Raw genomic sequence first — 20,183 nt, forward strand, 5'->3', positions numbered from 1 at the left:
GATCGACAAGCTTGACCGACAGGTCATGAAATACAAGAACAAACTCCAGGACCACAATCACGAGGCGATCAAGAGGATCCCTGAATCGGATATTCCTGCGGCGGCATAACGCCCCCCGTCAGACCAGCGAAAGGCGCCCGAGGGCGCCTTTTTCGCATCCTGCGCCGGCGTGCGCGCACTCGGTGGCATACTTGAAAAGCGATTGAACCATCCAGCGCCCCGGAGGCATTAACGGCAGACAAGGGAGGAGGGCGGAATGCACGGCAGTAGCGGCGCCGTCGATGCTTGCGATGCCCGGCTGATCAGCCAGGTCGCCGGTGGGGACAGGCATGCGTTCGAAGTGCTGTACCGCAGCTATTTTCCGCGCCTGACGCGCTTCCTGAACGGCATGACGCGCAATGTGCAACTGATCGAGGAAATCGTCAACGACACCATGCTGGTGATATGGCAAAAGGCGGACAGCTACGACGGCAGCTGCAAGCCGTCGACCTGGATCTTCGCGATCGCCTACCGCAAGGCTTGCAAGGCGATCAGGGGTCTGGACGAACCGGTGGAGGCCGATCCCGACCTGGCCGCGGGCGACGCCGCCGGCGAGCCGGAACACGAACTGTGCCTGCACCGCCTGCAACAAACGGTGGGCGCCGCACTCGAGCACCTGCCCGCCGTGCAGCGCGCGGTGGTCCAGCTGACCTACCACCACGACATGGGGTATGCCGACATCGCCGACATCATGGACTGTCCGGTCAACACGATCAAGACCCGCATGTTCCATGCACGCCGGCGCCTCAAGGAATTGTTGGCCGGACAGATGGAGGAGAACGCATGAACAGCCACGCCGCCCGAACCGAACCGGCCACCCACGAGCAGGCCCAGCAATTGCTGCCCTGGCTGCCGTCCGCAACGCCATGCAACACCGAATTTGCGGCGGTCCGGGCCCATGTGGACCAGTGCCCGCACTGCCAGGCAGATCTCGCATGGCAGGACAGGCTGCGCGCGGCCATGCCCCCGGCCGGCGCCGCTGTCGACTCCGACCGCGCCTTCGCCGCCTTGCTGCCCCGCCTCGGACCCCAGCCGGCCCGCGTGACGGTGCTCGAACAATGGCGCCGCAAGGCCGCGGCCAACAGCAACTGGCTGCGCTGGACCGCGGTGGCCCAGCTGGCCGTGATCGCCGGCCTGGCACTGATGCTGGCCCGTCCGGCGGCCGATCCCGCCGACTACCGCGCCCTCGGGGCCGCGGTGCCGGCAGACGGAAACCTGGTGCTCATGTTCCGGCCCGATACGACGGAAGGGGACGTGCGCCGCATCCTCCAGGCCAGCGGCGCGCGCGTGATCGACGGCCCGACCGCGGCGGGCGCCTGGGTGCTTGCGGTACCGGGGCGGCAGGCAGGGCCGGCGCTGGCCCGCATGCGCGCCGAGCCGGCCGTGACGCTGGCGCAGCCCATGGCGGCAAGGAGCAGGCCATGAACATCCGCACCGCCGCCGGCGTGCTTGCCTTGTGCGCCGCGCTGCCGGCCGGCGCGCTGCAGCAGGATGCCGCCATGGCGGAGCAGGCGCCGGCAGGTACGGCCGCGCAGGTCCAGCCGGAAGCGTCGCGCCAGGTGCTTGTGATGCTGCGCCTGCCACCCCAGCACTTTCATCCTGACGCCGCCTATGCGGGCCGCTATCCCAACGACGGCGGCCGCGCCGCGCGGCGGCGCGCCGGGCAGCAGCTGGCGCGCGCCCATGGCCTGGAGCTGGTCGACGACTGGCCGATGCCGGTCATCGGCATCGATTGCTACGTCATGCAGCACAAAGGCAGCGACCCGCTCGGACCGGTGCTGGCGGCACTAGCGCGCGACCCGCGCGTGGTATGGGCCCAGCCGATGAATACCTACAATACGCTCGACGGCGGCGATCCGCTGTTTGCCGCGCAGCCGGCTGCCAGGTACTGGCGGCTCGACGAGCTGCACAAGTCCGGCACCGGCCGCGGCGTTCGCGTCGCGGTCATCGACAGCGGCATCGACGGCGCCCATCCCGACCTGGCGGGGCAGGTGCAGTTGCGCGAGAACTTCGTGACCGCTTCGCCGGATGCCGCGGAGGCGCACGGCACGGCGATCGCCGGCATCATCGCTGCGCGCGCCGGCAATGGCGTCGGCATCGCCGGCATCGCTCCCGATGCGCGCCTGCTGGCGCTGCGCGCCTGCTGGCCCGACGGCGTCGCCACGCGCTGCAACAGCTTCACGCTCGGCAAGGCGATCAATTCCGCCATCATGAACGGCGCGAAAATCATCAACCTCAGCCTGAGCGGTCCGGGCGACCGCCTGCTGCAATCGCTGCTCGACGTCGCCGCCGTGCGCGGCATGGTGGTGGTCGGCGCGGCGGATCCGCAGCGGGCCGACGGCGGCTTTCCGGCATCGCACCCAGGCGTGATCGCGGTCGCGGCCGCCAGCGACAGCGCGCCCGCAAAGGCGCTGCTGGCGCCCGGTTCCGGGATTCCGACCACGGCGCCCGGCGCGCGCTGGGGTTTCGTTTCGGGGCCGTCCTATGCGGCGGCGCATGTGGCCGGACTGGCCGCGCTGGCGGCGCAGCTGGACCCGTCCATCGATTCGGGCCAACTGCGCCGCAAGATCCTGACGATGCAGGTCAAACGGCCCTTGTCCAACACGGCCGTTCAAGCGCCGTCGCTGGCGCAAGCTGGTAACATCGACGCGTGCGCGACCGTCGCGCACATTACCGGAGCATGCGCCTGTTCATGTACCCCTATTACCGCGATGAAAGTCAGCAGTCCATAGTCCGGGCGGTGCGGATCGCGGCGGCAGCTGCCGCCATGCTGGCGGCGCACAGCTCGCACGGGCAGGCAAGTGCCAGCGTCTCGCTGACCTCCGAATACAGCGCGCGCGGCCAGTCCCTCAGCGATGGCCGTGCATCGCCACAGCTAAGCTTGTCGTGGGACGGCGTGCAAGGCTGGTACGCCGGCGCCTTTGCTGCGCCGCGCCTTACGCTGGCCAGACGCACCGGGGTCGCCAAGATGGTCGCGTTCGGCGGTTATGCGCACCGGCTGCGTTCAGGGCTGAGCTGGGAAGCCGGAGCCAGCAGCACGGTCTTTTCCGACCTGCGGGGATACAACTACAACGAGACCTGGCTTGGCCTGGCCTCCGACCGCCTGAGCGCACGGTTGTATTACGCACCGGCCTACTACGGCTACTTCGGGCGCGTGGCGTACGCGGAGCTCAACGGTTTCCATCCCATCGGTGAACGCATCAACCTGATCGCCCACGTCGGCGTACTGCATGGCCTGCGCGGGCTCACGGCGGCCATGCGCGACCGCATCGACGTGCGGCTGGCGGTCGGCGTCGATGCCGGTCCGTGCAACGTCCAGCTGGCCTGGCTGGGCACCACCACCTTCGGCAGCGGGCGCGCCGCGAACGGCTTCCGGACTCCGCGCGCATTGGCCGTCACCGCCACTTATTCCTTCTGAACGGCAACGGCTTCGGCGCATTTAATTTATTAGCGCCGAACGTGAACCTGCGACCGCGGTGGTGGCATTAACCGTATGTGAAGCCGCTGTTTCAGCATCCTGAAACCCTCGTCACACAAGGAATGCCCGCGACCAAGCCCGCGATTGACGCAGGCGTGCGCTTTCTTTCAATCCAGATTGAGAGGCCTGTCATGAAACTTCACCGCACCAGATTCATCCGAGTCCTGCCCGCCATTGCCATGGCGCTCCTCGCTTCCTGCGGCGGCAGCGACTACAACGATATGGCAGTTCCGCCGGCGGGGACGCCGCCCCCGACCGAGCCGCCTCCGACGACGCCACCTCCGACGACGCCTCCGCCAACCACGCCTCCTCCAACCACGCCACCTCCGACGACGCCTCCGCCAACCACGCCTCCTCCAACCACGCCACCGCCGACGATTGAGACGTACGTTGCAACGCTCAACGCTGCCTCTGAAGTGCCGCCGAATCCGACTGCGGGTAGTGGCTCGGCCACCGTGTCGGTCGACACCGGGACGCGCATGATGACGGTGTCAGCGACGACCAGCGGGGTGCCCGGCGTCGCGGGGCATGTTCATGAAGCTCCGATCGGCGTCAACGGCCCGATTATTTTCCCCCTGGCCGAAACGTCGCCGGGAAGCGGCGCCTGGGGCACCACGGTCACCCTGACCGAAGCCCAGCTCGCTACGCTACGTGCGGGGAATTACTACATCAACATCCATTCCGTGGTCTATCCTAATGGACAGGTCCGCGGACAGATCAATCCCAGCGGACAGCCGCCCCAACCTTATTAGCGGGACGGATGGGCGGCGGCCTCCTGGTTCCTGGCCGCCGCCCTACCGCATGACGGGTTCTGGAAGGTGCGGTTTGCCGATAGAATATCGGTCTCTCCACCTTTCACCTTTCCGTCATGAGCGAATTCGTCCAAACCCGCGTGGCCAAGCGCACCGGCATCATCATCCTCGACCGCCCGAAGGCGCTCAATTCCCTGTCGCTGGACATGGTGCGCGCGCTTGCCGAGGTGCTGGCATCCTGGCGCAATGACGCCGGCATCGACGCGGTGGTCATCCAGAGCAGCAGCGAGAAAGCCCTGTGCGCGGGCGGCGACATCCGCTTCTTCCACGAGGTCGGCAACGCCACGCCGATGGGCGGCAGCGCGCTGCTGGAGGATTTCTTCACCGAGGAATACGCGCTCAACCACCTGATCCATTTTTACCCGAAGCCTTATGTCGCACTGATGGAAGGCGTGGTGATGGGCGGCGGCATGGGCATCGCGCAGGGTGGGCCTGACTGCGGCATCCGCATCGTGACCGAAGGCACCAGGATGGCCATGCCGGAGGTGAACATCGGCCTGTTCCCGGATGTCGGCGGCAGCCATTTCCTGTCGCATGCGCCGGGACAGCTGGGCAACTACCTTGGGCTTACCGGCCTGACCATCGGCGCCGCCGACGCGTTGTACGTGGGCCTGGCGGACCTGTTTGTGCCGCAGGCGCAGATGGGCGCGCTGAAGGAGTTGATCGCGTCGACGCCGGGTGCGCAGCTGCGCGCGGCCATCGAGGCGTTTGCGGCGCCGTTCAAGGGCCAGGCAGGCGCCAGCACGCTGGAAGCGAAGCGCGAAGGCATCGACCGCCATTTCGGCGCGGGTTCGGTGCCGGCGGTGATGGACTCGCTGGTGAAGGACGTGGACGCGTTCTTCCAGAAGGCGCTGGGCGCGATGCGCCAGCGCTCGCCGCTGATGATGTGCGTAACGCATGAACTGCTGGCGCGCGGCGCGAAGCAGGACGTGGCGGGCTGCCTGCGCATGGAGCGCACGATGGTCAGGCACAACTTCGAGCATGGCGAAGTGCTGGAAGGCGTACGCGCGCTGGTGATCGACAAGGACAACCTGCCGAAGTGGAATCCCGCCAGCCTGGAGGAGGTGACGCCGGAGATGGTGGAACGCTTCTTCAAACCGGTGTGGCCTGCGAGCGCGCACCCGCTGCGGCACTTGTAAAACGAACTATATCGAAGCCGTCGTAGGGCGGATAAGCGTAGCGCATCCGCCGAACGTTCACGTCATCACGGCGCGTGCAAATTCGGCGGATGCGCTCTGCTTATCCGCCCTACATGTATCGATACGGTTTTTTTGGTAACGCTTACGACTGCTCGCGGTGCCTCAACACCACGCGCTCGGTCGGGCTGAAATACGCGGCAAGCCGTTCGGCCATGTACACCGACCGGTGCTGCCCGCCCGTGCACCCCAGCGCCACCGTGAGATAGCTGCGGTTGTCCGTCTTGAACGACGGCAGCCACTTTTCCACAAACGTGCGGATATCGTTCAGCAGTTCCGCCGCACTTGGCTGCGCATCGAGGAAGGCGATCACCGGCGCATCCTTGCCGGTCATCGGCCGCAGCGCCAGGTCGTAGTAGGGATTCGGCAGCGCGCGCACGTCGAACACGAAGTCCGCATCCAGCGGCACGCCCAGCTTGAACGCGAACGATTCGAAGAACAGCGTCATCGGCGCACGCTCGATCTCCACCAGTTCCGTGATCCACGCACGCAGCTTGTTGGCCGACAGTTCCGACGTGTCGATCACGTGCCCCAGCTTTTCGATGGCCGACAGGCGCTCGCGTTCCTCGAGGATGCATTCGATCAGCGTGCGGCGCGAGGCCGGGTTTTCGTCGGGCCGCAGCTGGTGCGACAGCGGGTGGCTGCGGCGCGTTTCGGAGAAGCGCGCGACCAGCGAATGCGTGTTCGCAGTGAGGAACATGATCCTGATGTCATGCCCTTCGTCGCAAAGCCGTTTTACATTGGCAGGCAGTCCTACCAGCGACTGCGCGCTGCGCGCATCGACCGCGACGGCCAGCTTGGCGGCGCCGTCGGCGACCAGCGCGTCCACCAGGCTTGGCAGCAGGGCGGGCGGGAGGTTGTCGACGCAGTAGTAGCCAGCGTCTTCAAGAACATTGAGGGCGACCGACTTGCCGGAGCCGGAAATACCTGTAATGAGTACGATGCGCATGCCCTTGATGATACCCCAACAGCATGAGTTGCGCTCGGTGTTGCGGCTAGGCAGGACTCCTTGCAATACTAGTCGCCTGTCATAGGTGCAGCAGGGAATTCGCGGAGCACCGCTCCGCGCCTGCGGAACGGTCCTGCCTTGCAAGGCAGGACTCCTTGCAATACTAGTCGCCTGTCATTGCTTGCCGCTGGCGCTCCATGAACTCCTGCAAGGTGTCAATGCCGCGCAGTTGCAGGATGGTGTTGCGTACCGCGGCTTCCAGCAGCACCGCGATGTTGCGGCCCGCCGCCACCGGGATCACTACCTTGCGCACCGGCAGGCCAAGCACGTCCTCGGTCGGGAACATGAACGGCAGGCGCTCGACTTCCTCGTCGGCCGCGCCGCGCCGCACCAGGTGCACGATCAGCTTCAGGCGCATCTTGCGGCGCACCGCGGTCTCGCCGAAGATCGCCTTGATGTCGAGCAGCCCAAGGCCGCGCACTTCCAGCAGGTTTTGCAGCAGCGGCGGGCAGCGCCCCTCGATCATGTTCGGCGCGATGCGCGAGAACTCGACCGCATCGTCGGCCACCAGGCCGTGGCTGCGCGAGATCAGTTCCAGGCCAAGCTCGCTCTTGCCCAGGCCCGAGTCGCCGGTGATCAGCACGCCCACGCCCAGCACGTCCATGAACACGCCATGCATGATGATGCGCTGCGCGAGCTTCTTCGACAGGTACACGCGCAGGAAGTCGATCACCTGCGCCGCAGGCAGCGGCGTCGAGAACAGCGGAATGTTCTGCTCGTCGCAGATGGCGAGGATGTCGGGCGGCGTGTCGAGGCCCTGCGCGATGACCAGCGCCGGCGGGCCGCCGCCGATCAATTCGGTGATGACGTGCTGGCGCGAGCTCGACCTGAGGCGGTGGTAGTAGGCCAGTTCCTGGTGCCCGAACACCTGGATGCGTCCGGGGTGGATCAGGTTAAGGTGGCCGACCTGGTCGGCGGCCGACGCCACGTCCCCCGAGATCAGCCGCTCGCCGCCGGGGAAGCCGGCAAACCATCCAAGCTCCAGGGATTCGCGGTTGTCGTCGTACAGCCGTTGGATGGTCAGCGGAGTTTGCAGCATGAACGGGTCTTTATTGAAGTAAGGGCGCGAGGATGCACCCGGAGCAACAAGTTTAACCCAAGGCTTGCAAGGAAGGTTGCCAGTTGGAGATACGGGCATGGACCGACTTCGGATCCGGGTCGGTGGCGAGCGCGGTGCGGATCGCATCGTCCGAGAACATCTCGGCGATCTCGGACAGGATTTCGAGGTGCTGCTGGGTGACGTGGTCGGGATCAGCAGGAAGAACAGCAGGTTGACCGGCTGGCCGTCGGGTGATTCGAACGGGATAGGTTCGGCCAGGCGCACGAACGCGCCCAGCGGCGACTTGAGGCTCTTGCTGCCCTTGATGCGCCCGTGCGGCACTGCGACGCCGTGGCCAAGGCCGGTGGAGCCGAGGCGTTCGCGCGCGAACAGGTTGTCCGACACGGTCGAGCGGGCGATGCCGCAGTTGTTCTCAAAGATGAGCCCGGCTTGCTCGAATGCGCGTTTCTTGCTCGATACTTCGAGGTCCAGCAGCACGTTTTCGGGCAACAGGATTTTGCTAAGATTGGTCATGACACTATGTGTGATGTTGCAATGCACAAAGGTGCTTGCGAGCCAGAATTATAGGCCTGTTTTACGGCCGTGTAATTCGAATTCGTTGAGCCTGTTGTGGGTGCTTCGCACGATCATCCAGAAGAACTGTACCACGTTAAGCGGCATGATGTAATTATCAACGGCAAATGCACATGCGCTGCAAATTTCCGATTGAAAAATACGTTGTTTGCCGAGCATTATTTGAATGCATACCCGTTTCATCCAGCGATTCGTCGGCGTTCTTGTGTCCGTATTGTCGCCTGATACTGATGTGGCACTGATTTGCGGGAAATCAAGGGCAGCCGGCTGTTGCGCCGGCGGTACGGCACCACCGATTCCTCGATCACCATATTCCCGCGCGGCAACCCGGTCAACGCGCGTTCCGGGTGCCGATCGCTCGCGTTGACCTTGCTCAGTGGGGCGCTTATTGACGCGCGTTGCGCAGGTTGGGGGGACGGGCGCTGCTGAAATTGGTGCGCCATGGGTTGATGTCGAGGCCGCCCCGGCGCGTGTAGCGCGCATAGACCGCCAGCTTTTGCGGCGCGCACTGGCGCATGATGTCGACGAAAATGCGCTCCACGCACTGCTCGTGGAACTCGTTGTGCTCGCGGAAGCCGATCAGGTATTTGAGCAGGCCTTCCTGGTCGATCTGGTCGCCCACGTACTGGATCTGCACGCTGCCCCAGTCGGGCTGGCCGGTCACCAGGCAGTTCGACTTGAGCAGGTGCGACACCAGCGTCTCCGACACCGGCGGCTCGCCCTTCACGGTGCTCAAGAGGGCCGGCGTCGGCGAGTAGTTGTCGATCTCGACGTCGAGGCGGTCGATCAGCAGGCCTTCCAGCTCGCCCATCTTCAGCGACCCGAAGTTCTCCTGCAGCGTCAGCGACACGTGCACCGGCGCGCCGGCAGCGGCGGTGACGTCCTCGCGCAGCAGTTCGACCAGCGCCTCCGGGTTGGCCAGGCGGGTCTGGTTGAACGAGTTGAGATACAGCTTGAACGACTTCGACTCGATGATGTTGGGCGAGTCCGCCGGCACCGTGAAGGTGGCGATCCCCACTTGCGGCTTGCCGCGCATGTTCAGCCACGACAGTTCGTACGCGTTCCAGATGTCGACGCCGAAGAAGGGCAGGGCGCCCGTCAGGTTCAACTCGTCGCGCTTCTGCTGGCGCGGGATCGGGAACAGCAGCTCCGGTGCGTACTGCGTCTGGTAGGCGGAGGTTTTGCCCAGCGGGGATTGGTCAGCGGTGTTGTTCATCTCTCGTTCAATGTAAAAATGGCTGCGTGCGCTCAGCCCAGGAATAGCTTGTACACGGGGTTCGCGCTCTCGTCCCAGTAACGGTAGCCGAGGGTGTTGAGGAAGTCGCGGAAGTCCGCCATCTCGCCCGCCGGCACCTGCAGGCCGACCAGGATGCGGCCCACGTCGCCGCCCTGGTTCCGGTAGTGGAACAGCGAGATGTTCCAGTTCGGCGCCATGCTGGCGAGGAAGCGCATCAATGCGCCCGGGCGTTCCGGGAATTCGAAACGATACAGCAGCTCGTCGTGCGCCAGCGAGCTCTTGCCGCCGACGAGGTGGCGGATGTGCAGCTTGGCCAGTTCGTCGTGGGTCAGGTCGAGCGTCTTGAAATCGTGCTGCTCGAAGGTGCGCGCCAGCAGGCCGGATTCGCCGCGGCTGCCGATCTGCACGCCGACAAACACGTGCGCCTCGCGCTCGCCGCTGATGCGGTAGTTGAACTCGGTGACGTTGCGCGGCCCGACCAGTTCGCAGAAGCGGCGGAAGCTGCCGCGCTGCTCGGGGATGGTCACCGCGAACACGGCTTCGCGCGACTCGCCCACTTCGGCGCGTTCGGCCACGAAGCGCAGGCGGTCGAAGTTCATGTTGGCGCCGCAGGCGATCGCCACCAGGGTCTCGTTGCGCACCGGGTTCTTGCTCATCGCCGAACGTTCGACGTAGGCCTTGGCGCCTGCGATGGCAAGCGCGCCGGCCGGCTCGAGGATGCTGCGGGTGTCCTGGAACACGTCCTTGATGGCGGCGCAGATGGCGTCGTTGTCGACGATGATCACCTCGTCCACGTACTGCTGCGCGAGGCGGAAGGTCTCTTCGCCCACCAGGCGCACAGCGGTGCCGTCCGAGAACAGGCCGACATCCGCCAGGGTGATGCGCTCGCCCGCCTTCAGGCTGCGCGCCATCGCGTCGGAGTCCATTGTCTGCACGCCGATGATCTTGATGTCGGGGCGGATCTGCTTGACGTAAGCCGCCACGCCGGCGATCAGGCCGCCACCGCCGATGGCCACGAAGATCGCGTGGATCGGGCCGGAATGCTGGCGCAGGATCTCCATGCCGATGGTGCCCTGGCCCGCGATCACGTCCGGATCGTCGAACGGGTGCACGAAGGTCAGCTTCTGTTCCCGTTCAAGCGTCAACGCGTGGTTGTAGGCGTCGGTGTACGACTCGCCGTGCAGCACCACTTCGACGTTCGCGCCGCCGCGCGACTTGACCGCTTCGATCTTCACCGGCGGCGTGGTGGTCGGCATCACGATCAGCGCGCGGCATCCGAGGCGGCCGGCGGACAGCGCCACGCCCTGGGCGTGGTTGCCGGCCGAGGCGCAGATCACACCGCGCTTCAGCTGCGCCGGCGACAGGTTGGCCATCTTGTTGTACGCGCCGCGCAGCTTGAAGCTGAACACGCTCTGCATGTCCTCGCGCTTGAAGTAAATGCGGTTCTCGAAGCGTTCCGACAGCGTGGGCGCCAGCTCCAGCGGGGTTTCGTCGGCGACGTCGTAGACGCGCGCGGTCAGGATTTTCTTGAGATAGTCGGTAGTCATGGTCTGCAAATGATAAGTTCTGGGCCGGGGAACCGGAATGCATTCGTGAGTGACGCGTGGGACTGTCCTGATCGGCGTTTGGCCGAGGCGTGCAGTGCGGCAGGCGGCGCCGGGTTGCGGGCGCTGCCTATCGTGTCATTGCGATAGGTTTTCCTCATTATAATGGACGCTCCACAAGCCGTCTTAAGCCCCCCATGATCGAGTCCGCAGTTCTCTGGCTGCTCAAAGTGCTGGCCGCACCTGCGGTTGGCCTGACTTCGGTCTTCCTCATTTCCTTCGTCTCCGCCACGCTGGTGCCGCTCGGGTCCGAGCCGGCCGTGTTCGCGGTGGTGAAGGCCAACGAGGCGATGTTCTGGCCGGCGATCCTGGTCGCCACGCTGGGAAACACGCTGGGCGGCGCGGTCGATTACTTCATCGGCTACCGTGCCAAGGTGGCCTTTGCCAAGGAACGGGAAACGGTATGGTTCAAATGGCTGGCGCACTTCGGGCCGAAGGCGATGCTGCTGTCGTGGGTGCCGGCGGTGGGCGACCCGCTGTGCACGCTGGGAGGGTGGCTGCACTTGCCGTTCTGGCCAAGCGTTTTCTACATGGCGATCGGGAAGTTCATGCGCTACCTGACCATGACCGCGGTGCTGCTGTACGTGCCGGACGGGTTCTGGAAGCAGTTGGGGCAGATGCTGGGCGGGTGAGAGATACCTCGGTGGATGCTTCGCTAAGGAGTATCCGCTTGCAAGCGGATACCGTTTCGCAGGCGAATCGCATGCGATTCGAAACACCTGCTACACCGCTTCGCTTATCCACCCTACGTCCCAACGATATGCGGCATGCATATGCTGATGTGCAAATAAACCATGTATTTTTAAGTTTAATTGCAAATAATATTTGCACAAAATGACGATTGTTCATTGTTTTGATGGTGCGGGACTTTGGACCTGGTTGCCAAAACCGACCCTCCGCCCGCGTTGTGCAACGCAATACGATAGAATGATCCTCCCAGGGTCAGTCTGACAATCCACGATACATGAACGCCCCCGCACAAATCCAGGCACTGCTTTCGGAAACATCGAACGGCGCCGCGCCCACCCGGCTGCGCGAAATTCCTTACAACTACACCTCGTTCTCCGATCGCGAAATTGTGATCCGCCTTTTGGGCGAAGAAGCGTGGAAGCTGCTCGACGAACTCCGCGGCGCGCGCCAGACCGGCCGCTCCGCCCGCATGCTGTACGAAGTGCTGGGCGATATCTGGGTGGTCCGCCGCAATCCCTACCTGCAGGACGACCTGCTCGATAACCCCAAGCGCCGCCAGGAACTGATCGACGCGCTGCATCACCGCCTGGCCGAAGTGGACAAGCGCCGCCTCGCGGTCGATGCATCCGGCGGCGAGGAAGCCGCCCCGGAAGTAGCGCAGGCGCGCAGCGACGCGGTCGAAAAGCTGCTGAAGGCCGCCACCCGCGCGGTGGAAGACTTCGGCGCCGAATTCCGTGCGACTTACGACTTGCGCAAGCGCGCCACCAAGGTGCTGGGCCGCTACACCGACAAGCACAACATCCGCTTCGACGGCATCAAGCGCGTCTCGCACGTGACCGACGCCACCGACTGGCGCGTCGAATACCCGTTCGTGGTGCTGACGCCGGATACCGAAGACGAAATGGCCGGCCTGGTGAAAGGCTGTATCGAACTTGGCCTGACCATCATCCCGCGCGGCGGCGGCACCGGCTACACCGGCGGCGCGATCCCGCTGACGCCGATGTCGGCCGTGATCAACACCGAGAAACTGATCTCGCTGGGCGAGGTCGAAATGACGATGCTGCCGGGCGTGGACCGCGAATACGCGACCATCTACTCCGGCGCCGGCGTGGTCACCAAGCGCGTGTCCGACGCCGCCGAACGCGCCGGCTTCGTGTTCGCGGTCGACCCGACCTCGGCCGAAGCGTCCTGCATCGGCGGTAACATCGCCATGAACGCGGGCGGCAAGAAGGCCGTGTTGTGGGGCACTGCGCTCGACAACCTGGCTTCATGGCGCATGGTCGACCCTAACGGCGACTGGCTCGAAGTCACCCGCATCGACCACAACCTGTCGAAGATCCACGACACCCCGCTGGCGCGCTTCAAGCTCGAATGGACGCATCCGAACGCGCGCGGCGCCGCCAAGGGCGAACCGTTCAAGACCGAGATCCTCGAAATCGCCGGCCGCGTGTTCCGCAAGGAAGGCCTGGGCAAGGACGTGACCGACAAGTTCCTGGCCGGCCTGCCGGGCATCCAGAAGGAAGGTTGCGACGGCCTGATTACGTCGGCGCGCTGGATCCTGCACAAGCTGCCGAAGCACACGCGTACCGTCTGCCTCGAATTCTTCGGCCAGGCGCGCGACGCGATTCCGTCGATCGTCGAAATCAAGGACTACCTCGACGGCTTGCCTGCCAAGGGCGGCGAAGCCTTTTCCACGCTGCGCCTGGCCGGCCTGGAGCACCTCGACGAGCGCTACCTGCGCGCGGTCGGCTACGCCACCAAATCGAAGCGCGGCGTGCTGCCGAAGATGGCGCTGTTTGGCGACATCGTCGGCGACGATGAAAACGCCGTGGCGGTGGCCGCATCCGAAGTGGTGCGCCTCGCGAACACCCGCGTCGGCGAAGGCTTTGTCGCCGTCAGCCCGGAAGCGCGCAAGAAATTCTGGCTCGACCGCGCCCGCACCGCGGCCATCGCCAAGCACACCAACGCCTTCAAGATCAACGAAGACGTGGTCATTCCGCTCAACCGCATGGGCGAGTACACCGACGGCATCGAGCGCATCAACATCGAGCTGTCGATCAAGAACAAGCTGCAGCTGGTAGCGGCACTGCGCGACTTCATCGCGGCCGGCCATCTGCCGGTGGCGAAGAGCGACGATGCCGCGGGCGAAGGCGTCGGCGCAGCCGAGATCCTGGGCGACCGCGAGCAGCAGGCGCTGGCCGTTCTGGACACCGCGCGCGACCGCTGGACCTTCACGCTGGACAACCTCGACCAGCCGCTGGCCGCCGTCAAGGAACGCCTGGTCGAACTGGGCGTACAGCAGCCGGCCGAAGTATTCGACGCGCGCCTGGTGCAGCAGCCGGGCGCCACGCTGTTCGACGTGGTGCAGGACCGCACTGTGCGCATCTCGTGGAAGCAGGAGATCCGCGCACCGTTCCGCCACATCTTCAACGGCGCCGCGTTCAAGCTGATCCTCGACGAAGCCACCGCGATCCACCAGCGCGTGCTGCGCTCGCGCGTGTTCGTCGCGCTGCACATGCATGCGGGCGACGGCAACGTCCACACCAACCTGCCGGTCAACTCCGACGACTACGCGATGCTGCAGGACGCGCACGAAGCGGTCGGCCGCATCATGAAGCTGGCGCGTTCGCTGGACGGCGTGATCTCGGGCGAACACGGCATCGGCATCACCAAGCTGGAGTTCCTGACCGAAGACGAAATCTCCGGTTTCCGCGACTACAAAGAGCGGGTCGATCCGGAAGGCCGCTTCAACAAGGGCAAGCTGCTCAACAACCCTGAATTCAACGCCGACCTGCGCAATGCCTACACGCCGTCGTTCGGCCTGATGGGCCACGAATCGCTGATCATGCAGCAAAGCGATATCGGCGAGATCGCCAACAGCGTCAAGGACTGCCTGCGCTGCGGCAAATGCAAACCGGTGTGCACGACGCACGTGCCGCGCGCGAACCTGCTGTACTCCCCGCGCGACAAGATCCTTGCGACGTCGGCGCTGATCGAAGCCTTCCTGTACGAAGAGCAGACCCGCCGCGGCGTGTCGATCCGCCACTGGGAAGAGTTCGAGGACGTGGCCGACCACTGCACGGTGTGCCACAAGTGCGTCACGCCATGCCCGGTCAACATCGACTTCGGCGACGTGTCGATGAACATGCGTAACCTGCTGCGCAAGATGGACAAGAAGAGCTTCAAGCCTGCGGCCGCCGCCGGCATGTTCTTCCTGAACGCCACCGACCCGACCACGATCAACGCCACCCGCAAGGCGATGATCGACTGGGGCTTCAAGGCCCAGCGCCTGGGTAACACGGTGCTCAAGAAGTTCGCCAAGAAGCAGACCAAGGCGCCGCCGCCGACCACCGGCAAGCCGCCGGTGCGCGAGCAGGTCATCCACTTCATCAACAAGAAGATGCCGGGTAACCTGCCGAAGAAAACTGCGCGCGCGCTGCTCGACATCGAGGACGACAAGGTCATCCCGATCATCCGCAATCCGAAGGCGACCAATGCCGATACCGAAGCGGTGTTCTACTTCCCGGGCTGCGGGTCGGAGCGCCTGTTCTCGCAGGTTGGCCTGGCGACGCAGGCGATGCTGTGGGAAGTGGGCGTGCAGACCGTGCTGCCGCCGGGTTACCTGTGCTGCGGCTATCCGCAGCGCGGCGTCGGCCAGTACGACAAGGCCGACAAGATGATGACGGATAACCGCGTGCTGTTCCACCGCATGGCAAATACGCTGAACTACCTCGACATCAAGACCGTGCTGGTGTCGTGCGGCACCTGCTACGACCAGCTGGCGACCTACGAGTTCGACAAGATCTTCCCTGGCTGCCGCATCATGGACATCCACGAGTACCTGCTCGAGAAGGGCGTCAAGCTCGAAGGCGTCACCGGCACGCGCTACATGTACCACGAGCCTTGCCACAACCCGATGAAGCTGCAGGATTCGGTGAAGACCGTGAACTCGCTGGTATCGACCGTCGACAACGTCAAGATCGAGAAGAACGACCGCTGCTGCGGCGAGTCGGGCACCTTCGGTGTATCGCGTCCGGACATCGCGACGCAAGTCCGCTTCCGCAAGGAAGACGAAATGGAGAAGGGCGCGGCCAAGCTGCGTACCGACGGCTTCGGCGGCGACGTCAAGATCCTGACCAGTTGCCCATCCTGCCTGCAGGGCCTGTCGCGCTACAACGACGACGCCAACACCACGGCCGACTACATCGTCGTCGAGATCGCGCGCCACAAACTGGGCGAGAACTGGCTGCCCGACTACGTCGCACGCGCCAACAACGGCGGTATCGAGCGGGTGCTGGTATGACCGGACAGCCGCTGCCGTGCGAGCTGTGCGAGCTGGCGGTGCCGACGGTGTACCGCGACGACAAGCTGTCGGTCATCATCGTCGACGATGCGGCCTATCCGGGCTTCTGCCGCGTGATCTGGAACAAGCATGTCAAGGAAATGAGCGACCTGCCGGCGGAAGACCGCGCGCTGCTCAATGACGCGGTGTACCGCGTCGAGAAGGCGCTGGTCGACATCATGAAGCCGGCCAAGGTCAACCTCGCCAGCCTGGGCAACATGGTGCCGCATTTGCATTGGCACCTGATCCCGCGCTACGCGGACGATGCGCAGTTCCCGAGCCCTGTGTGGGCGCCGGCGGTGCGCACGACGGATGAAAATGTGCTGGCGCAGCGGCGTGCGCTGCTGCCGCAACTGGCCGCCGAGATTGCGCGCCGCATGGAGGAACGACCTTGACGTCCTCCCCGACCTTAAGGACGGGGATTCCTACAACTAGCGTCGCACGTCCGCGACGGAGAATGTTTAGTGGTAACTGTTCAGCCTGAATGACCGAAGCAATCAGCGGTTGTAAACTTTGTACAGTTGCCGCATCATGTTGTCATGCCACCGAAACCGCCCCGTCCCGACCTCACGCAGTTGTCCCATCAGGACAAGGACAGACTCATCGACGCGCTGTTTTCGCGCTTGGATGCGGTCGAAGCAAAGCTGGGCATGAACAGCCAGAATTCGAGCAAGCCACCATCCTCGGATGGACTGGCCAAGAAGCAGAAGACCAGTTCCTTGCGCGGCAAGTCGGGCAAGGCGGTTGGCGGCCAGCCGGGCCATAAAGGCAGTACCCTCAAGCGGGTGGCCGAGCCCACCAGCACGAAGGATCATCCTCCGCCGTCGCATTGCAACCGCTGCCACAGTGCGCTGGCGCTCGAACAGGCGCACGTGCTGGAGCGCCGTCAGGTATTCGATGTGCCGACGATGTGTTTCGAGGTGGTGGAACACCGTGTCTACACGGTGGTCTGCGCCTGCGGTCAGCGGCACGACAGCGTCTTCCCCGCTGCGGTCGGCGACCTCGCGCAATACGGCCCGAACGTGCGCGCACTGGGGGTGCATCTGACCCAGGGCCAGATGCTGCCATATGCCCGCGCCGCCGAGTTGATTGGCGAGATGACGGGCTTGTCTGTGTCGCCGGCAACCCTGCTTGCCTGGGTTGGCGAAGCGAGCCTGGCCCTGCAGGGCACAGCCGACCTGATAGCGCGGCAATTGCACCACGCGCCAGTGCTGTGCGCCGACGAATCGGGCTTGCGCGTCGACGGCAAACTGCACTGGATGCATGTGGCGGCCACGGCGGAACTGACCTGGTATGGCATGCACGCAAAGCGCGGCTTGGACGCCATCGTCGCGCATGGCATTCTCCCCAAACGCATCGGCGTTCTGGTGCATGATTGCTGGGCCCCATACTGGAAACTCGACGATGGCCTGCATGCCTTGTGCAATGCCCATCTCCTTCGAGAACTGGTGTATGCGCAGGAAGTGACTGGCCAGCAATGGCCGACCGCCATGACGGAACTGCTGCTCAACGCCCAACGACTGAGCGCGGCGGCGCGACAGCAGGGCCGGCCATTTGATGCCGATGCCATCGCCGCCTTCACCACCGTCTACAACGACATCGTGCGCCAAGGCGAACAACTGAACCCTCCCCAACTCAAGCCCGACGGAAAATCCGGTCGCTGCAAACAGTCCGACGCCCACAACCTGCTGCGCCGCTTCCGGCTGCACGCCGACGCCATCTTGCGCTTCATCGCCGATCCGACCGTTCCGTTCTCCAACAATATTGCCGAACGGGCCGTCCGCATGCCCAAGGTCAAGCAAAAAATATCGGGCTGCTTCCGCACCATTGCTGGCGCCGACAATTTCTGCATCATTCGCTCCTGCCTCGACACGCTACGCAAACAGGGATACAGCATGTTGGAAGTGCTGCGCCGCGCATTTGCTGGCGATCCGATCATGCCAGCTGCGTAGCGGCCGAACAGTCAGCAATCGCAATCAATCCCATGGCCAAACCGAAGCGCAAACTGACCGCCGCCCAGAAGAGGGAGAAGGCGCAGTTCATGACTATCTTCATCAACGGAAAACAAAAGCGCGTGCGTCGTCCGGTCCTGATCGACGGCCTGCATTCCGATGAGTTCTACTTGCGAAATGCAGACTCGATCGCGCTGCATCAAGACGGGCTGTGGGAATGCATTGCGGAGGCCGAACCAGGCGACATCGCTTTCACCGATGCGAATGACGCGGATTGCTTTGGTCATTCAGGCTGAACAGTTACGTTTAGTGCAGCATTGAGATCACGATCGTGTACCGCTCCGCAATCACAGCAATGCCATTCCCTTATTCCAAGGTCTGCGATACCTTTCGGCCGCGAATCGGGCACAGCGCCGCAATCCGAGCAGATCTGGGTGGTAAAGCTTTCGTTCACTTCTTCAAACCAGGCGCCATGCTTAACAGCCTTGTACGCCAGTTGTGTACGGAAGGACGACCAGCCGACATCGTAGACGGACTTCGCCATGCTGGTTTTGGCGAGAGCCGCTGCATTGATATTGCCGACCACAATGTAGTCGAACGCGCCGACGATGGCGCTGGTGCAGGTGTGCAGAAAATTGCGGCGGCGATTGGCAATCTTTGCGTGGAGCGCCGCGATCCGCTTCTTCTTGCGGGCGCGCTGGGCCACCGCCAGCGCCGCCTCGCTGGCACGATAGAGGTGCGGCGCCGCAATGCGGCTGCCGTCGCTCAATGTGGCCAGGTCTTTCAGGCCAAGATCGATTCCGACACCGCGCACCGGCAAGCGGGCAGGCGGCGTCTGTACTTCAAGCACGATATTCAGGAACCAGTTGCCGCGCCGGTCGCGCGAGAAGTTGGACCCGTCGGTAATCTTGCCCTCGGGCAGGGCGCGCGAATAGAACACGCGGAAGGTATTGCCGGCGAAGCGGAAGGCATTGCCTTCGCGTTTCAGTTCACGTCCTTTCAACGGCACCCAACCCAAGGTCTTCCTGCCGCGATAGCGAAGGTAAGGCCGATGCGACTGGGAGCGCGACCTGGCGTACTGCTGGCATACGTCGTTGACCGTACCCGAGTGAAGGCCAAGCTCCTTGCTGCATCCCGTGGTGAGCTTGATCAGATCAAAACCGGTATGCCAGCTGCGACCGAAACGCAGCGCGTCCTTTTGCCTGTCGTTGCAGTAGTTCCAGACGAAGTTGACTGCCCGGGCCTGCTTGTTCAGCAAGCCGGTGAGGGACTTGACGCGGTAGCGGTAAACCAGTTTCATCCAGGTTCGACAGCAGTTGTCGACCATGGTTCCACTCTTAAAACCAAGGCATCGACTGCTGCGCAGTCGGCCCCTCTCACTCCTTGTCCTGAAGGACGAGATTTCTCGGAGCAAATCTGATGACCCCGATTGAGCTGACAGTCCGCCAGAAATCGCGCGTGCTGGAAATCGCGTTCGACGACGGGAGCGCGTTCTCGCTGCCGTTCGAATACCTGCGTGTGTATTCGCCGTCGGCGGAGGTGCGCGGACACGGGGCAGGGCAGGAAGTGCTCCAGCTGGGCAAGCGCGACGTGCAGGTGACGGCGCTGGAGCCGGTGGGGAATTACGCGGTCAAGCCGACGTTCTCGGACGGGCACGACTCGGGCCTGTTCACGTGGGAGTATCTGCACAAGCTGGGCACGGAGCAGGACGCCTTGTGGGCCGGTTACATGCAGCGCCTTCACGCGGCCGGCTTCGAAGGCGACACCGGCCGCGAGCCAGGTACCACGATCCCAGGTGCGCCGATAGCGCGCGGGTGCGGCCACAATCATTAGGATTGGCGGCGGGTTTTACCCCGCCTGCCCCATCTTCAAGCCCTCGATCGTGTGACCTTGCACGATCGGCTCCAGCTTATCCACCACCCGGCACGCCAAGTGCCTGTGTACCTCCTCCGGCAAGCTGTCGTAATAAGCCCGCGTGAACTGCAAATCATGCTTGTCGGCGTTGGTGCCATCCGGCGCATCCACGCCCAGCACGAACACCGGCCGTGACTTCTGAGTCAGGTTGGCCGTCCCACGATGAATAGTCAGCGCCGAGCGCGCCGAGAGTCGCCCATCGATGCCAGCTTGCGCTGCGCCCGCTCTTCGTACCGCGCCGCCAGCTCCGGCCTCGGGAACATCGGGTCGCCGCCGC

General features: G+C 64.2%; 17 protein-coding genes and 2 pseudogenes. 12 read left to right on the forward strand and 7 right to left on the reverse strand.

Annotated features, from left to right (window positions below; genetic code table 11):
* Positions 1-256: 256 nt before the first annotated feature.
* The 6 genes from D3872_RS02730 to D3872_RS02755 all read left to right on the forward strand — a co-directional run bounded on the left by D3872_RS02730 (position 257) and on the right by D3872_RS02755 (position 5,468).
* Positions 257-826, forward strand: a complete 570-nt coding sequence (locus tag D3872_RS02730) for an RNA polymerase sigma factor (protein WP_119809367.1) — start codon at positions 257-259, stop codon at positions 824-826.
* Positions 827-999: 173 nt separating this feature from the next.
* Complete coding sequence (locus tag D3872_RS02735) at positions 1,000-1,464, forward strand: hypothetical protein (protein ID WP_147373769.1); 465 nt, start codon at positions 1,000-1,002, stop codon at positions 1,462-1,464.
* Positions 1,461-2,771 carry a S8 family peptidase gene (locus D3872_RS02740; RefSeq protein ID WP_119809369.1) on the forward strand — a complete coding sequence of 437 codons (1,311 nt, stop codon included), beginning with the start codon at positions 1,461-1,463 and terminating at the stop codon, positions 2,769-2,771. The genes D3872_RS02735 and D3872_RS02740 overlap by 4 nt, the downstream gene beginning before the upstream one ends.
* Positions 2,732-3,457: a TorF family putative porin gene (locus D3872_RS02745; protein ID WP_182915655.1), complete on the forward strand. Its 726-nt coding sequence runs from the start codon at positions 2,732-2,734 to the stop codon at positions 3,455-3,457. The genes D3872_RS02740 and D3872_RS02745 overlap by 40 nt, the downstream gene beginning before the upstream one ends.
* 281 nt (positions 3,458-3,738) lie before the next feature.
* Positions 3,739-4,269, forward strand: coding sequence for a CHRD domain-containing protein (locus D3872_RS02750; protein ID WP_229459126.1), 531 nt, complete (start codon positions 3,739-3,741; stop codon positions 4,267-4,269).
* Between the two features lie 116 nt (positions 4,270-4,385).
* A complete protein-coding gene (locus D3872_RS02755; RefSeq protein ID WP_119809372.1) occupies positions 4,386-5,468 on the forward strand; it encodes an enoyl-CoA hydratase/isomerase family protein in 1,083 nt (360 codons plus the stop codon).
* A gap of 142 nt (positions 5,469-5,610) precedes the next feature.
* On the opposite strand, the gene rapZ is transcribed toward D3872_RS02755, so the two are convergent.
* The 5 genes and pseudogenes from rapZ to ilvA all read right to left on the reverse strand — a co-directional run bounded on the left by rapZ (position 5,611) and on the right by ilvA (position 10,951).
* Complete coding sequence (gene rapZ, locus D3872_RS02760) at positions 5,611-6,474, reverse strand: RNase adapter RapZ (RefSeq protein WP_119809373.1); 864 nt, start codon at positions 6,472-6,474, stop codon at positions 5,611-5,613.
* Between the two features lie 163 nt (positions 6,475-6,637).
* Positions 6,638-7,573 carry an HPr(Ser) kinase/phosphatase gene (hprK, locus tag D3872_RS02765; protein WP_119809374.1) on the reverse strand — a complete coding sequence of 312 codons (936 nt, stop codon included), beginning with the start codon at positions 7,571-7,573 and terminating at the stop codon, positions 6,638-6,640.
* Between the two features lie 52 nt (positions 7,574-7,625).
* Positions 7,626-8,107: pseudogene (locus D3872_RS02770) on the reverse strand (PTS sugar transporter subunit IIA).
* A 445-nt stretch (positions 8,108-8,552) separates the two neighbouring features.
* The gene (gene queF / locus D3872_RS02775) at positions 8,553-9,383 is read right to left on the reverse strand and encodes an NADPH-dependent 7-cyano-7-deazaguanine reductase QueF (RefSeq protein ID WP_119809375.1); all 831 of its coding nucleotides are present in this window, start codon (positions 9,381-9,383) and stop codon (positions 8,553-8,555) included.
* 32 nt (positions 9,384-9,415) lie between these two features.
* A complete protein-coding gene (gene ilvA, locus D3872_RS02780; RefSeq protein WP_119809376.1) occupies positions 9,416-10,951 on the reverse strand; it encodes a threonine ammonia-lyase, biosynthetic in 1,536 nt (511 codons plus the stop codon).
* A 194-nt stretch (positions 10,952-11,145) separates the two neighbouring features.
* On the opposite strand from ilvA, the gene D3872_RS02785 reads away from it, so the two are divergent.
* The 5 genes from D3872_RS02785 to D3872_RS02805 all read left to right on the forward strand — a co-directional run bounded on the left by D3872_RS02785 (position 11,146) and on the right by D3872_RS02805 (position 18,288).
* The gene (locus D3872_RS02785) at positions 11,146-11,640 is read left to right on the forward strand and encodes a YqaA family protein (RefSeq protein ID WP_119809377.1); all 495 of its coding nucleotides are present in this window, start codon (positions 11,146-11,148) and stop codon (positions 11,638-11,640) included.
* Positions 11,641-11,972: 332 nt separating this feature from the next.
* On the forward strand, positions 11,973-16,001 hold the full coding sequence (locus tag D3872_RS02790) for a DUF3683 domain-containing protein (protein WP_119809378.1): 4,029 nt from the start codon (positions 11,973-11,975) through the stop codon (positions 15,999-16,001).
* Positions 15,998-16,435, forward strand: a complete 438-nt coding sequence (locus tag D3872_RS02795) for an HIT family protein (RefSeq protein WP_119809379.1) — start codon at positions 15,998-16,000, stop codon at positions 16,433-16,435. Before D3872_RS02790 ends, D3872_RS02795 begins: the two co-directional genes overlap by 4 nt.
* 144 nt (positions 16,436-16,579) lie before the next feature.
* Complete coding sequence (gene tnpC, locus D3872_RS02800) at positions 16,580-17,992, forward strand: IS66 family transposase (RefSeq protein ID WP_119809239.1); 1,413 nt, start codon at positions 16,580-16,582, stop codon at positions 17,990-17,992.
* Positions 17,993-18,024: 32 nt separating this feature from the next.
* Positions 18,025-18,288 (forward strand): hypothetical protein, encoded by a 264-nt coding sequence (locus tag D3872_RS02805; RefSeq protein ID WP_119809238.1) that lies wholly within the window; start codon positions 18,025-18,027, stop codon positions 18,286-18,288.
* Here D3872_RS02805 and D3872_RS02810 read toward each other — a convergent pair.
* Positions 18,276-19,292: an RNA-guided endonuclease InsQ/TnpB family protein gene (locus D3872_RS02810; protein WP_119809380.1), complete on the reverse strand. Its 1,017-nt coding sequence runs from the start codon at positions 19,290-19,292 to the stop codon at positions 18,276-18,278. The two genes, D3872_RS02805 and D3872_RS02810, sit on opposite strands and share 13 nt — an antisense overlap.
* A 119-nt stretch (positions 19,293-19,411) precedes the next feature.
* On the opposite strand from D3872_RS02810, the gene D3872_RS02815 reads away from it, so the two are divergent.
* On the forward strand, positions 19,412-19,825 hold the full coding sequence (locus D3872_RS02815; RefSeq protein WP_119809381.1) for a gamma-butyrobetaine hydroxylase family protein: 414 nt from the start codon (positions 19,412-19,414) through the stop codon (positions 19,823-19,825).
* A 15-nt stretch (positions 19,826-19,840) separates the two neighbouring features.
* Here D3872_RS02815 and D3872_RS02820 read toward each other — a convergent pair.
* Positions 19,841-20,183: pseudogene (locus tag D3872_RS02820) on the reverse strand (hypothetical protein); the annotation flags it as partial.

It is taken from the genome of Massilia cavernae, assembly GCF_003590855.1.
GTDB classification, from domain to species: Bacteria; Pseudomonadota; Gammaproteobacteria; order Burkholderiales; family Burkholderiaceae_D; genus Telluria_A; species Telluria_A cavernae.